The sequence below is a fragment of the Flavobacterium swingsii genome (assembly GCF_900111965.1).
Lineage (GTDB): Bacteria > Bacteroidota > Bacteroidia > Flavobacteriales > Flavobacteriaceae > Flavobacterium > Flavobacterium swingsii.
Map to the genome: position 1 here is coordinate 86,603 of NZ_FOJT01000004.1, position 14,600 is coordinate 101,202.

Here is a 14,600-nt window from a genome sequence, read left to right on the forward strand (position 1 = left end):
TATCAGAATTTTACAAAACCTCTGAGCCTTTGCATCTCAGAACCTCAGAACCTTAACGATGAAATACAATCCAAACGAAATCGATGCCAAATGGCAAAAACACTGGGCAAATAATCAAACATTTGCCGCAAGTAATACGTCAGACAAACCCAAATATTATGTCTTAGATATGTTTCCTTATCCGTCAGGAGCAGGATTGCACGTTGGGCATCCGTTAGGATATATCGCATCGGATATTGTAGCAAGATTCAAACGCCACAAAGGATTCAACGTTTTGCATCCGCAAGGATATGATTCTTTCGGACTTCCTGCCGAACAATATGCCATACAAACAGGGCAACATCCAGACAAAACGACTAAAGAAAATATTGCCCGTTACCGTGAGCAATTAGACAAAATAGGATTTTCATTCGATTGGAGTCGAGAAGTACGCACTTCAAATGCCGATTATTACAAACACACCCAATGGATTTTTATCCAATTATTCAATTCATGGTACAATAAATCGACTGACAAAGCTGAAGATATTTCAACATTAATTTTTACTTTTTCAACACAAGGAAATGCAAATGTAAATGCAGTTTGCGACGATAATATCGTTCCGTTTTCTGCACAAGATTGGAACAATTTTTCGTCAGACGAACAACAAAAAATACTATTACAATACCGATTAACCTATCTAGCAGAAACCGAAGTAAACTGGTGTCCAGGATTGGGAACCGTTTTAGCGAATGACGAAATCGTAAATGGCGTTTCCGAACGTGGCGGACATCCTGTTATTCGTAAGAAAATGACTCAATGGAGCATGCGAATCTCTGCTTATGCCGAGCGTTTGCTACAAGGACTAAACGATATCGATTGGAGCGAAAGCATCAAAGAATCGCAACGCAACTGGATTGGAAAATCAGTAGGAGCGATGGTTTCATTCAATTTGAAAGAACACAAAGAAGTTATCGAAGTTTTCACCACGCGTCCCGATACTATTTTCGGAGTTACGTTTATGACATTGGCACCAGAACATGAATTGGTGTCAAAAATTACAACTTCAGAACAAAAAGCGGCTGTGGAAGCCTATATCGAAAAAACCGCAAAACGTTCCGAAAGAGAGCGAATGGCCGATGTAAAAACTATTTCGGGCGTATTTACAGGTGCTTATGCCGAACATCCGTTTACAAAAGAAGCTATCCCAGTTTGGATAGGCGATTATGTACTGGCAGGTTACGGAACTGGCGCAGTTATGGCGGTTCCTTGTGGTGACGAAAGAGATTATGCTTTTGCCAATTTCTTCAAAGGACAAAGCGGAATGTCAGAAATTAAAAACATCTTCGAAAATGTAGATATTTCTACGGAAGCCTATGGTTCGAAAGACAATGTAATTATTGCCAATTCGGACTTTCTGAACGGATTAAATTATAAAGAAGCAACCAAAAAAGTAATTGCAGAATTAGAAATTTTAAACCAAGGACAAGGAAAAACAAATTACCGTTTGCGTGATGCTGTTTTCTCTCGTCAGCGTTATTGGGGAGAACCATTTCCGGTGTATTACGTGAACGGATTGCCACAAATGATTGATGCCAAACATTTACCAATCGCATTACCAGAAGTAGAAAAATATTTGCCGACTGAAGACGGACAACCTCCATTAGGAAACGCAACGGTTTGGGCTTGGAATACCAAAACAAATCAAGTGGTAAATAACGATTTGATTGACAATGAAACCATTCACCCATTAGAACTAAACACGATGCCAGGTTGGGCGGGAAGTTCGTGGTATTGGATGCGTTACATGGATGCACACAACGAAAACGAATTTGCCAGCAAAGAAGCACTTAAATATTGGGAAAGCGTAGATTTATACATTGGTGGAAGCGAACATGCAACGGGACATTTGTTGTATTCTCGTTTTTGGAACAAATTTCTAAAAGACAGAGGTTACGCACCAACCGAAGAACCATTCAAAAAATTGATTAATCAAGGGATGATTTTGGGAATGAGTGCGCTAGTAAAAAAAGTAACTGAAATTTTGATTAGTTGCCCTAAAATTGGTTTACATAATATTTTTAAATTAAGCAATCCAGTTTGTCTTTCAGATGATTATTATGTAGTTAATTCAGAAACAGATTATAATCTACGAAAACTATATATCAATTCAATTGATGATGAAAAAACCAAAAAAGTTTTAAATGGAATTGAAATTGGAGAAATTGAAATTAAGGAAATAACTTCTTCCCCATTACATGTAGATGTTAATTATGTTAATTCATCAGATGAGTTATTAATAGAAGAATTTGAGAAATCAACCCTTTATAATTCTAATTTTGAGAACACTACGTTTTTTAAAATAAACGAAAAGTTTAAAGTAAATCGAGAAGTCGAAAAAATGTCCAAATCTAAATATAATGTAGTTTCGCCAGACGATATTTGTAACGAATACGGAGCAGATACTTTGCGTTTGTACGAAATGTTTCTTGGGCCATTAGAGCAATCAAAACCTTGGAATACTGCAGGAATTACAGGTGTTTTCGGATTCCTAAAAAAATTATGGCGTTTGTATTTTGATGATAATGGGCTAATTGTAACCAACAACGAACCATCGAAAGAAAGTTTGAAATCGTTGCACAAAACCATCAAAAAAGTAACAGAAGACATAGAGAATTTCTCTTTCAACACTTCAGTTTCGCAGTTTATGATTTGTGTAAACGAATTGGGAGCACAAAACTGTCACGAAAGAGCGATTTTAGAACCATTGGCTATTATATTGTCACCTTATGCACCGCATATTGCCGAAGAATTATGGAGTCAGTTAGGAAATTCAGAATCTATTGCAACAGTAGCTTTTCCTATTTGCGAGGAGAAATATTTAGTAGAAAGCGACAAGGAATATCCAGTTTCGTTTAACGGAAAAATGAAATTTACTATCAATTTGCCATTGGATTTAACACCAGCACAAATCGAAGAAATCATTATGAAAGACGAACGGACCATCAAACAACTCGACGGAAACACACCTAAAAAAGTGATTATTGTTCCTGGAAAAGTGATAAACTTGGTTGGATAAATAAAAATAAATGTCAAAATGACATTCAAAAAAATTGGTTCGTAATTTGATATTATTTACGTAATTTTATAATTCAATCTAAAAAACAAAAAATATGTATAGTTTATCATCAATGATTTTAATGGGTGCGATTATGCTCGTAAGTTGGTTAGTAAGTTCACGCCTAAAGAGCAAGTTCGAATACTATTCTAAATTGCATTTGCAAAACGGAATGTCAGGACAAGAAATTGCTGAAAAAATGCTTGCAGATAACGGAATTCGTGATGTAAGAGTTATTTCGACACCAGGACAACTAACGGATCATTACAATCCAGCAGATAAAACCGTAAACTTAAGTGAAGCGGTTTATAACCAACGAAATGCAGCAGCAGCAGCGGTTGCGGCTCACGAATGTGGTCACGCCGTACAACACGCAGTAGGTTACGAATGGCTAACGATGAGGTCTAAATTAGTTCCTGTCGTAAATATTGCTTCAACTTACATGCAATGGATATTGCTTGCAGGAATCCTAATGGTTAACACTTTTCCATCGTTATTATTAATAGGAATCGTGATTTTTGCTGCAACAACACTATTTTCAATAGTTACTTTACCAGTAGAATATGACGCAAGTAATCGTGCTTTGGCTTGGCTGAAAAATAAAAACATGCTAAATCCAGCAGAATATTCAGGCGCAGAAGATTCACTAAAATGGGCTGCAAGAACTTATGTAGTTGCCGCTTTGGGATCTATTGCAACCTTATTATATTACGTTTCTATTTATATGAATCGGAGGTAATCGAAGATAATTACATCTTAAAATTAAAAAATCCGTTTCGAAAGAAGCGGATTTTTTAATTTTAATAAAAGCTAAACTTGAATATATTTAAAGTGAAGTTTGTCGGTTTTTCTTCAAAGATTTATAAACAATTACTAAACTAACCAACATCAAAAATCCGCCTAAAACAAATGGTGCTCCAGCAAATTGAAATGGTGCCGATTTGTGTGTAAAAAAATAAAAAACACTTGACATCATTGGCGGTCCAATAATTGAAGAGGCACTCATTATACTTGTCATCGTGCCCTGAATTTCTCCTTGCTCTGTCGCTGGTACTTGACCTGAAACAACAGATTGCAGTGCTGGTCCAGAAATTCCACCCAAACAGTATGGAATCAAAAACACGAACATCATCCAACTTTGTGATGCTATTGCAAACAGAAACATGCCCAAACAATACAATGCCATTCCGATAAAAATACTCTTGCTATTACCTAATTTAGAATTTGTATATTTAATTAATCCGCCTTGTACAATACCTACTAAAAGTCCGACTACTCCAAGTGAAATACCGATCATTTTTTCGTTCCAACCAAACTTATACATTGTAAAATAACTCCAATTACTCTGAACGGCGTGCGATGCAACATACAAAATAAATGTAGCGGCAATTAATCCAATTAGATTTGGGTATTTTTTTAAATTCCAAATTGCTCCAATCGGGTTGGCTCTTTTCCAACTAAAATCTCTTCTATTTTCTTTAGATAATGATTCTGGAAGGATAAAAAATCCGTACAAAAAGTTAACCATGCACAAAATTGCTGCTGCATAAAATGGAACTCGAGCGCCATATTGTCCGAGAAAACCACCAATTACTGGGCCAATGATAAAACCTAATCCAAAGGCTGCTCCAATTAATCCGAAGTTTTTTGCTCGATTTTCGGGTGTACTAACATCGGCAATATAGGCTGATGCTGTCGTGATACTTGCTCCTGTGATTCCCGCAATTATTCTACCGATGAAAAGCCACGTTATAGTTGGGGAAAATGCTAAGAGCAAATAATCTAATGAAAAGCCAAATAATGAAATCAAAATGATGGGTCTTCTACCATATTTATCACTCAAATTTCCGATTAATGGTGAAAATATAAATTGAGTTATGGCGTAAGCAAAAATCAACCAACCTCCGTATTTTGCTGCTTCGCTAATGTCACCGTGAATTAATTCTTGGATTAATTTTGGAATAACAGGGATAATAATTCCTAATCCAATAATGTCAATTAGCATGGTTATAAAGATAAAACCAATGGCTGGAGATTTTTCGTTTTCTTTCATATTTGGTAAAAATACAAAAAAATAAATCCCAAATTCTAATTTTAGAATTTGGGATTATTTATATAAATTTTGAAATTAATTACAATTCCAATGCTTTTTTAGGATTGTTATCTAAAAGTAATTCCATTGGGTTTTCTAAAGCTTCTTTTACAGCAACTAAGAAACCAACTGACTCACGACCATCAATAATTCGGTGATCATAAGAAAGTGCCACGTACATCATTGGATGAATTTCCACTTGACCATTTACAGCAATTGGGCGTTCGATAATATTGTGCATTCCTAAGATTCCTGATTGAGGCGGATTGATAATTGGCGTAGATAACATACTTCCGAAAACACCACCATTGGTAATAGTAAATGTTCCTCCAGTCATATCGTCAACGGTAATTTGTCCGTCACGAGCGCGAATTGCTAAACGCTTAATTTCAGCTTCAACACCACGGAAAGTTAATAATTCTGCATTTCTAACTACAGGAACCATCAGACCTTTTGGTCCAGAAACTGCAATCGAAATATCAGCAAAATCGTAAGCTACTTTATAATCACCATCCATCATCGAATTGACATCTGGGAAAAGTTGTAAAGCACGAGTTACCGCTTTAGTAAAGAAAGACATATATCCTAAACCAACACCATTGTGTTTTGCTTTGAATGCGTCTTTGTATTCATTACGAATATTATTTATAGGTGTCATGTTTACTTCGTTGAACGTAGTTAACATAGCAGTTTCGTTTTTGGCAGCAACCAATCTCTCAGCAACTTTACGACGCAACATAGATAATTTTGTACGTTCCGAACCACGTGAACCACCAGTCGGTGTTCCCATAGATGGCACTGCGTTTACAGCGTCTTCGGTAGTAATTCTTCCGTCTTTTCCTGTTCCAACAACGTCAGATGGTTGTATATTTTTTTCGTCTAATATTTTTCTTGCTGCTGGCGAAGGCGTTTGTGAAGCATACGTTTTCTCAGCTACTGGAGCAACTTTTGGAGCTTCAGTTTTTACTTCAGCTTTTGGAGCCTCAGCAATAACTGGAGCTGAACCAGATGGTTTTGCAGCAGATGTGTCTATCAAACACACAACTGCACCAACCGCAACCGCATCACCTTCTTCAGCTTTTAGCGTAATGATTCCGCTTGCTTCTGCTGGTAATTCAAGTGTTGCTTTGTCCGAATCAACTTCGGCAATGGCTTGGTCTTTTTCTACATAATCGCCGTCTTTTACTAACCAAGTTGCGATTTCAACTTCTTTGATTGATTCCCCTGGTGATGGGACTTTCATTTCTAAAATCATTGTATATTTATTTTAAATGATGAATTTTATATTTTAAACTATTGAAACAAATCTTTGTCAAAAACCATTCTTATTGCATCAGCATGACGGCGTTTTGCTCTTGTATAACTTCCTGCCGCTGGTGCTGCGTATGCTTTTAGCGATGCCAATCTCCATTTTATGAAATCGAAATTCATTAACATAAAGCTATAAGCTCCCATGTTTTTAGGCTCTTCTTGTGCCCAAACATAATCGTCTGCGTTTGGATAACTCGCCACAATTACTTTTAGTTGCTCGATTGGTAATGGGAACATTTGTTCGATTCTTACCACTGCAACATCGTTTCTTTTTAGGTTTTCTCTTTCGGCAGTAATATCGTAATAGAATTTTCCGGTACAGAAAACTAGGGTTTTAACCTCAGCTTTATTTACCGAAACATCATCGATAGTTTCTTGAAACTGACCGTTTGCGATTTCGTCTTGTGTAGAAACACATCTTGGATCACGAAGTAAACTTTTTGGTGTGAAAACAACTAATGGTTTGCGGTATTTTGTAAGCATTTGTCTTCTCAATAAATGGAAGAAATTGGCTGGCGTTGTACAATCGGCAACGACCATATTGTGGCGTGCACAAAGTTGCAAGTAACGTTCCATTCTTCCTGACGAGTGCTCTGCACCTTGTCCTTCATATCCGTGAGGTAACAACATTACGATACCGTTTTGGTTGTTCCATTTGTCTTCTCCACAAGAAATATATTGGTCTATCATAATTTGCGCTCCATTACTGAAATCACCAAATTGCGCTTCCCAAATCGTCAAAGCATTCGGATTTGCTAAGGCATAACCATAATCGAATCCTAAAACTCCGTATTCTGAAAGGTGTGAATTGAAAATATTGAAATTTCCTTTCTTTCCTTTTATATCATTTATTAAAATTACTTCTTCTTCCGAATCTTCTACTTTTACAACAGCGTGACGGTGCGAGAACGTTCCTCTTTCTACATCTTGTCCAGAAATACGAACATCATAACCTTCGGTTAGAAGCGAACCATAAGCCAATGTTTCGGCAGTTCCCCAATCGATAGTATTGTTGTCGTACATCGTTTTTCTGTCATTGACAATTTTAGAAATTTTATTGATAAATTTCTTGTCCGATGGCAATGTTGAAACCGTTTCGATTATCGAATCTAAAGTTTTTTTATCGAATTTAGTATCTACTTTTTGAAGCATTACATCATCAGAAACCTGAACAAATCCTTCCCATTCATTTTGCATAAATGGCGTAATTACTGTTAATGATTTTTTACGAGATGCTTCTAAATTATCATCTAAATCTTGTTTGTATGAAGTTTCTAATTCTTTTACAAAATTACCATCGATAATGTTTTGTGCCAATAATTTTTCAGCATAAATATCACGTGGATTCTTGTGTTTTGCAATGATTTTATATAATAATGGTTGCGTAAAACGAGGTTCGTCACCTTCGTTATGCCCATATTTTCTGTATCCTAATAAATCGATAAATACGTCACGACCAAATTGCATTCTGAAATCTAAAGCAAAAAGCATTGCGTGAACAACTGCTTCAGCATCATCGGCGTTTACGTGTAATACTGGCGATAAAGTTACTTTTGCGACATCGGTACAATAAGTTGACGAACGTGCATCGAGATAATTAGTTGTAAACCCAACTTGATTATTGATGACAATATGAATCGTTCCGCCGGTTTTGTAACCGTCTAGTTGTGCCATCTGGATAATTTCGTACAAGATTCCTTGTCCAGCAATTGCAGCATCACCGTGAACGGCAATTGGCAATACTTTCGAGAAATCGTTAGGGAAATATTTGTCTTGTTTGGCACGAGTAATTCCTTCGATAACTGCTCCAACGGTTTCAAGATGCGAAGGATTTGGCGCTAAATTGATGTTGATATTCTTTCCAGAACGTGTTTTTCTGTCAGATGTTAAGCCTAAATGGTATTTTACATCACCATCAAAATATTCTTGATCGTAATCTTTTCCGTCAAATTCCGAGAAAATATCTTGTGTCGATTTTCTGAAAATATTTGCTAAAACATTCAAACGACCACGATGTGCCATTCCCATCACAAATTTTTCGACACCTTTGTCCGCTGCTGCTTCAATAAGTGCATCTAAACCTGCAATGATGGTTTCTCCACCTTCTAACGAAAATCGTTTTTGACCTACATATTTAGTATGCAAAAAGTTTTCGAACGAAACCGCTTCGTTTAGTTTTTCGAGGATATTTTTTTTCTGATTATCATCAAAATTAGGCTGATTGTCGTTTATGTTTAATTTGTTCTGAATCCATTGAATTACTTCTGGATTTCTCATGTACATGTATTCGATACCAATATGTTGGCAGTACACATTTTTGAGATGAACTATTATTTCTTGTAAAGTTGATGGCTGGTGTCCAAGGATTTTTGCTGCGTCGAAAACAGTATTCAAATCGGCATCAGTCAAACCAAAATCTGATAATTCTAATGTTGGAAAATAATGTCTTCTTTCGCGAACTGGATTGGTTTCGGTAAACAAATGTCCACGAGTTCTATAACCATCTATCAGTTTTAAAACATTGAATTCTTTTAGAATTTTGTCCGAAACCTGACCGTTACCAACATTCGCTGTAGCGATATTTGACATCTGATTTACAGCGTTTTCTTCGTTGTAAGTTGTCATTCCAAAATCGAAACCTTGAAAGAAACTTCTCCAAGAAGGCTCTACGCTATCTGGGTTTTCAAGATATTGATCGTATAATTGTGCAAAAAATTCGGTGTGAGCTGCGTTTAAAAATGAAAACCTATCCATATTATTTGTTAAATGAACATTATATTAAATATGTTGCAAAAATATAACATTTGCAACAAATACATTCTGTTTTTTTATACTTTTATGGTGAATAATTTAGACATTTATATTATGATTTTAAAAAATCTTAAAAAAACACCAAAAAGTTATTTGTTTTTAGTCTTATTTGCTTTTAGTTTAAGCGGATTTTCTCAGGATTCTACCAGTGTTAAGAAAAAAAGTGAATTTTGGAAAAAAGTGCAAATTGGTGGTGGCTTAGGACTTAATGTAGGTGGTGGTTTTACAGATATTGCCATTGCTCCAAGTGCAATTTATAACGTAAATGATTATCTTTCTTTAGGTGTTGGGTTGCAAGGAAGTTATGTTTCTATAAAAGATAATTATAATTCGTTTATTTATGGCGGAAGCTTAATCGGTTTGGTAAATCCAATACAACAAATTCAGCTTTCGGTAGAGTTGGAAGAACTTAAAGTAAATACTAGTTTTGACTCTTATTTCCAGATTCCTTCCAGACATTTCTGGAACACAGGATTGTTTCTTGGCGCAGGATATAGAAGTAATAATGTGACTATTGGCGCGCGTTATAATGTTTTGTATCGTGAAAATGACAATGTGTATAGCAATGCTTTTATGCCATTTATAAGAGTTTATTTTTAGTATTTGTTCCTAAACCAAACCTTCATCCATTCTCGTTTTAAGATTAAAAATGCTACTTGAGCAGAAAGCTCCGAAATATCCGAACCATCAAGTTTTTTTATTTGGTCTTCGGGGACATCAATAATATAGAGTAAATTAAGATATTCGGCAAATTTGTATTGAATTAGTCTGTAAATTTTTTCGTGTAACTGAATTTTGAGTTCTTCGGGCGAAGTGCTCATCGGGAAATCTATCGCTTCGTTGGCTAAATTGAAATCTTTGTTAATTTGTTCAATCAATTTTAGATATAAATTCTCGCTTGCTGCTTCAGAAAGTAATAAATCGGTCGTATTTGGAGATATAAAATTCATTTTTTTCAATATCAAAGTTCAATGTCAATATCAAAAATCGAAGCCAAATATTGACATTTATTTTTGCAATTTTTTTTTTTAAACATTTCTACTCATTAAATTTTCACCAAAAGTCCTTAGTATTTCCTTTTTTTCATCGGAAACATTCATTTTTTCTAAAGTTTCAAAAGCTTTAAAAGTATAATCTTGAATCGCTTTTTGCGTTGCTTCCGATGCTTTTGTCTGATTAAAAATTTCTTTTACAGAATCTATTTTATCAGTATTATCAGTAGGTTGAATAGAAAATAAATGCAACAATTGTTCTTTTTCTTCGGTTTGAGCAAATTCGATTGCTTTGAGATACAAATAAGTTTTTTTGTTTTCGATAATATCGCCACCAACTTGTTTTCCGAAAGTTTCTGGATTGCCAAAAGCATCTAAATAATCATCTTGCAACTGGAAAGCAATGCCTAAATTTAGTCCGAAATCATAAATCAGATTGGCATTTTCATCAGAAGTTTTCGCTACAATTGCTCCCATTTTCATGGCGGCACCAACTAAAACAGCGGTTTTATATTCGATCATTTTCAAGTATTCCGGTATAGTAACATCGTCACGAGTTTCGAAATCGACATCATATTGCTGTCCTTCGCAAACCTCGAGAGCGGTTTTGCTAAACAATTTTGCCAAATCACGAAAAATATTGGGTTCGTATTCTTCAAAATGTTGGTAAGCCAAAATTAGCATGGCATCGCCCGACAAAATCCCAGTATTGATATTCCATTTTTCGTGAACCGTTTCGTTACCACGTCGCAATGGCGCATCATCCATAATATCGTCGTGAACTAGCGAAAAATTATGAAAAATTTCAATAGCTGTGGCTGCTGCCAATGATTTTTTGCAATCTACATCGAAAACTTCGGTTGCCATTAATGTCAAAATTGGACGCATTCGTTTTCCACCAAGAGATAAAATATAGTCAATTGGGTTGTAAAGATTTTTAGGTTCTTTAGTTAAATGCAATTCCGAAAAATAATCTGAAATAAGTTCTTGGTAATGCGAAATAGAATGCATGCTTTATTTTTTTTTTGCTAAAATACTTTAATTCTGTCACAACAGCAAAACATAATGAAATGTTAAATTTATGTAAATACTTTGGAAACTATTTTGGTGTTAAAAGTTTCCTTTCTACATTTGCACCAGAAATTTAAAATAAAATGAAAGAGAAAATCATCAAAACCGCGACAGATATGTTCCTTAAACTTGGTTTCAAGAGCGTAACTATGGATGACATTGCCTGCGAGATGTGTATTTCTAAAAAAACGATTTATAAATTTTTTTCTAATAAAGAAGTTTTAATCGCTGAAGGAACAGAAATAATACATCAGAATATTCACAAAATAATTGATGAAATTGTTGCTAAAAATTTTAATGCAATAGAGGAGAATTTCGAAATCCGTAAAATGTTTAAAGAAATGTTTCAATCATTAGACACATCACCACTATTTCAATTAAAAAAGCATTATCCTGAAATTTATCAAAAAATGATGGCCAATGAAATAGAAGATTGTAATACGGTTTTTACTCAAAACATTATAAAAGGAATCGAACAAGGACTTTACAGAGAAAATCTTGATGTCGAAACTTATGTAAAATTCTATTACACACTAATTTTTTCAATAAACGAAACAACACAAAAAGAAAGTGAAGCATTAAAACTGGAGTTAGATGCGCTAGAATACCACACAAGAGCAATTGCAACATCAGAAGGAATTAAAGAACTCGAAAAACAATTATCAAACCTAATATAATCATCAATCTATGAAAAACAAACTCATACTAACTTTATTCTTGTTTGCATCAATTTTGCAAGCTCAAGAAAAAAAGGAAAGCTATTCTTTTACTTTACAACAAGCAATAGAACATGCTACTCAAAACAACTATTCAGCAGTTAATGCAAATAGAGATATAGAAGCTGCAAAACACAGAAAATGGGAAACAACCACAATAGGTTTGCCTCAAATAAACGGAACGGTTAGTTACCTAAATAATTTACAATACACAAAACAAGGAGTTACTGGTGGTGGTGCTTTTGGTGGTGAGCCAGGTTCGGTTTCAACCATTGCTTTTGGGACAAAACATAGCGCAAATGCTGGAGTAACATTGAGTCAATTGCTTTTTGATGGTTCTTATTTAGTAGGATTACAATCGGCCAAAGTATATTTGAAAATATCCGAAAATGCGAAGCTAAAAACCAATCAGGAAATAAGAGAAATTGTTATTAATTCCTACGGAAACGTACTTCTTGCCGACGAAAGCATTTTGATTTTTGAAAAAAATAAAGTTGTTCTAGAAAAAACATTATCGGATACCAAACAAATTTTCAAAAATGGTTTGATAGAAGAAGAAAATGTAGAGCAATTGCAAATAACGTTAGCTTCCGTAAACAGTGCTTTGGCCAATGTAAAACGCCAGAGAACAATCGCTGTAAATATGTTGAAACTTATTTTAGGGATTAATTTGGATAGCGAATTAACATTGACCGAAAAATTAGAGGAACTAACACAAAAAAATGTCGATTTATTACTGCTTCAAGAAGAATTTAAAGCAACCAATAATATCGATTATCAAATAGGAGAAAACCTGCAAGAAAGCAAAAGATTATTACTAAAGTATGAGAAGAGTAAAGAACTTCCGTCGTTAGGCGCGGCTTTAAATTATGGTTATAATGCTTTCGAAAATAATTTCAACTTTTTCTCGAAAGATCAAAAATGGAATAATTTTGCCAATCTTGGTGTGAGTTTAAATGTACCCATCTTTAGCAGTTTAGGTACTAGTGCCAGAAAACAACAAGCAAAAATTGCTTTAGAACAAGCAACAACCAAACTTACAGAAACAGAACAAAATCTAAAACTTCAGTTCGAAAAAGCTAGAAGCGATTACGAATTTACTATCGAAGAATTTGCAACAAACAAAACCAATTTGAAGCTTGCTGAAAGAATCGAAAACAAACAACAAGTTAAGTTTAAAGAAGGATTGTCAACCAGTTTCAATTTAAGCGAAGCCCAACGACAATTATACACAGCCCAACAAACTTATCTTCAATCGATGGTTGATGTGATAAACAAAAAAGCAACTTTAGAGAAATTAATAAACAAAAAATAATCAAACAACTATATAAAATGAAAAAGATAATCTTAATATTTACAGTGACAACCATGTTGTTTTCATGTGGAGGAAATGAAAATACAGCAACAACCGATGCATTAATCGAAACAAAAAATGTTGCCAATATTAAAGCAAAAAGAGACTTATTACAAGCAGAAATTTCTAAAATAGATGCAGCACTAGCCACTTTAGATGTCAAAACTGCTCAAGAAGCATTGGTTTCTGTATTAACAGTAAAAGACACTGTTTTCAATCATTATCTTGAAGTACAAGGAAATGTAAACACAAAAGAAAATATTTTAGTACAGCCAGAAATGCCTGGAACATTAGTTTCGCTAAACGTTATTGCTGGTCAAAGAGTAGCAAAAGGACAAGTTTTAGGAAGAACTGATGATGGTGGAATGAGCCAACAATTAGCATCGATAGAAAACCAATATGCATTAGCAAAAACAACTTTCGAGCGTCAGAAAAATCTTTGGGATCAAAAAATTGGTTCAGAAATTCAGTTTTTGCAAGCACAAACGCAAATGGTTGGATTACAAAAATCAGTTTTACAAATGAAAGCACAATTGTCTAAAACATTAATAAAAGCACCATTTACAGGAGTTATCGATGCTGTTTTTGTAGAAAGAGGACAAGTTGTTGCGCCAAGTCCACAAGGATTAATGCGAATTGTAAATTTATCTAACATGTATGTTTCGACAGAAGTTCCAGAAACTTATATCGGGAAACTAAAAGTAGGTTCGTTAGTAAATGTTTCTTTAACAAGCTTAGGAAAAACATACCAAGGAAGAGTTCGCCAAGTAGGAAACAATATTAATCCTGCCAATAGAAGTTTCGGAATAGAAGTTTCGGTTCCTAATCCCGGAAATTTATTGCGTCCTAATCAAGTTGCAAAACTTCAAATTATCGATTATACTAAGAAAAATGCTATTGTGGTTCCAACAAATACCATACAATCTAACGGAGACGGAACAAAATTTGTTTACATCGCTAATAATGTGAATGGAAAAACTGGAGTTGCTAAAAAAGTAGTCGTAAAAACGGGTCAATCATCAGAAAATGTTACCGAAATTTTATCAGGTATCAAAACAACCGATGTGATTGTTACCGAAGGAATTAATACGATTTCTGACGGAACAAAACTTAATTTTTAAAAAAAGTTTAAAGTTTAAGGTTTAAAGTTTTTGCA

General features: G+C 34.6%; 11 protein-coding genes. 6 read left to right on the plus strand and 5 right to left on the minus strand.

Annotated elements, in window-relative coordinates:
* Positions 1-58 precede the first annotated feature (58 nt).
* Both BM053_RS07505 and BM053_RS07510 read left to right on the plus strand, forming a co-directional pair.
* Entirely contained in the window at positions 59-3,058 is a 3,000-nt protein-coding gene (locus BM053_RS07505; RefSeq protein WP_091475826.1) for a leucine--tRNA ligase, read from the plus strand.
* Between the two features lie 94 nt (positions 3,059-3,152).
* Complete coding sequence (locus BM053_RS07510; protein WP_091475830.1) at positions 3,153-3,836, plus strand: zinc metallopeptidase; 684 nt, start codon at positions 3,153-3,155, stop codon at positions 3,834-3,836.
* Between the two features lie 87 nt (positions 3,837-3,923).
* Here the strand turns inward: BM053_RS07510 and BM053_RS07515 are convergent, their stop codons facing one another.
* From BM053_RS07515 to BM053_RS07525, 3 genes are all read right to left on the minus strand, one after another.
* Positions 3,924-5,150: a TCR/Tet family MFS transporter gene (locus tag BM053_RS07515; RefSeq protein ID WP_091475834.1), complete on the minus strand. Its 1,227-nt coding sequence runs from the start codon at positions 5,148-5,150 to the stop codon at positions 3,924-3,926.
* 79 nt (positions 5,151-5,229) lie between these two features.
* The gene (gene odhB, locus BM053_RS07520; protein ID WP_091475838.1) at positions 5,230-6,444 is read right to left on the minus strand and encodes a 2-oxoglutarate dehydrogenase complex dihydrolipoyllysine-residue succinyltransferase; all 1,215 of its coding nucleotides are present in this window, start codon (positions 6,442-6,444) and stop codon (positions 5,230-5,232) included.
* A 38-nt stretch (positions 6,445-6,482) separates the two neighbouring features.
* A complete protein-coding gene (locus tag BM053_RS07525) occupies positions 6,483-9,254 on the minus strand; it encodes a 2-oxoglutarate dehydrogenase E1 component (RefSeq protein ID WP_091475842.1) in 2,772 nt (923 codons plus the stop codon).
* Positions 9,255-9,338: 84 nt separating this feature from the next.
* Here BM053_RS07525 and BM053_RS07530 point away from each other — a divergent pair, with 84 nt between their 5' ends.
* On the plus strand, positions 9,339-9,911 hold the full coding sequence (locus BM053_RS07530; RefSeq protein ID WP_091475848.1) for a hypothetical protein: 573 nt from the start codon (positions 9,339-9,341) through the stop codon (positions 9,909-9,911).
* On the opposite strand, the gene BM053_RS07535 is transcribed toward BM053_RS07530, so the two are convergent.
* Together BM053_RS07535 and BM053_RS07540 are read right to left on the minus strand one after the other, a co-directional pair.
* Positions 9,908-10,261: a hypothetical protein gene (locus BM053_RS07535; protein WP_091475851.1), complete on the minus strand. Its 354-nt coding sequence runs from the start codon at positions 10,259-10,261 to the stop codon at positions 9,908-9,910. The two genes, BM053_RS07530 and BM053_RS07535, sit on opposite strands and share 4 nt — an antisense overlap.
* 78 nt (positions 10,262-10,339) lie before the next feature.
* Positions 10,340-11,314, minus strand: coding sequence for a polyprenyl synthetase family protein (locus BM053_RS07540; RefSeq protein WP_091475855.1), 975 nt, complete (start codon positions 11,312-11,314; stop codon positions 10,340-10,342).
* Between the two features lie 143 nt (positions 11,315-11,457).
* On the opposite strand from BM053_RS07540, the gene BM053_RS07545 reads away from it, so the two are divergent.
* From BM053_RS07545 to BM053_RS07555, 3 genes are read left to right on the plus strand one after another with little or no spacing between them, the layout of a single operon-like run.
* Positions 11,458-12,051, plus strand: a complete 594-nt coding sequence (locus BM053_RS07545; protein WP_091475859.1) for a TetR/AcrR family transcriptional regulator — start codon at positions 11,458-11,460, stop codon at positions 12,049-12,051.
* A gap of 10 nt (positions 12,052-12,061) precedes the next feature.
* Positions 12,062-13,405 (plus strand): TolC family protein, encoded by a 1,344-nt coding sequence (locus BM053_RS07550; protein WP_091475862.1) that lies wholly within the window; start codon positions 12,062-12,064, stop codon positions 13,403-13,405.
* A gap of 17 nt (positions 13,406-13,422) precedes the next feature.
* On the plus strand, positions 13,423-14,565 hold the full coding sequence (locus BM053_RS07555) for an efflux RND transporter periplasmic adaptor subunit (RefSeq protein WP_091475865.1): 1,143 nt from the start codon (positions 13,423-13,425) through the stop codon (positions 14,563-14,565).
* The last annotated feature ends 35 nt before the right edge of the window (positions 14,566-14,600 follow it).

Coding starts and splice junctions, on each gene's coding strand:
- BM053_RS07545 (WP_091475859.1), top strand. CDS start 11,458: ATGAAAGAGAAAATCATCAAAACCGCGACAGATATGTTCCTTAAACTT.
- BM053_RS07555 (WP_091475865.1), top strand. CDS start 13,423: ATGAAAAAGATAATCTTAATATTTACAGTGACAACCATGTTGTTTTCA.
- BM053_RS07505 (WP_091475826.1), top strand. CDS start 59: ATGAAATACAATCCAAACGAAATCGATGCCAAATGGCAAAAACACTGG.
- BM053_RS07550 (WP_091475862.1), top strand. CDS start 12,062: ATGAAAAACAAACTCATACTAACTTTATTCTTGTTTGCATCAATTTTG.
- BM053_RS07535 (WP_091475851.1), bottom strand. CDS start 10,261: ATGAATTTTATATCTCCAAATACGACCGATTTATTACTTTCTGAAGCA.
- odhB (WP_091475838.1), bottom strand. CDS start 6,444: ATGATTTTAGAAATGAAAGTCCCATCACCAGGGGAATCAATCAAAGAA.
- BM053_RS07525 (WP_091475842.1), bottom strand. CDS start 9,254: ATGGATAGGTTTTCATTTTTAAACGCAGCTCACACCGAATTTTTTGCA.
- BM053_RS07510 (WP_091475830.1), top strand. CDS start 3,153: ATGTATAGTTTATCATCAATGATTTTAATGGGTGCGATTATGCTCGTA.
- BM053_RS07540 (WP_091475855.1), bottom strand. CDS start 11,314: ATGCATTCTATTTCGCATTACCAAGAACTTATTTCAGATTATTTTTCG.
- BM053_RS07530 (WP_091475848.1), top strand. CDS start 9,339: ATGGTGAATAATTTAGACATTTATATTATGATTTTAAAAAATCTTAAA.
- BM053_RS07515 (WP_091475834.1), bottom strand. CDS start 5,150: ATGAAAGAAAACGAAAAATCTCCAGCCATTGGTTTTATCTTTATAACC.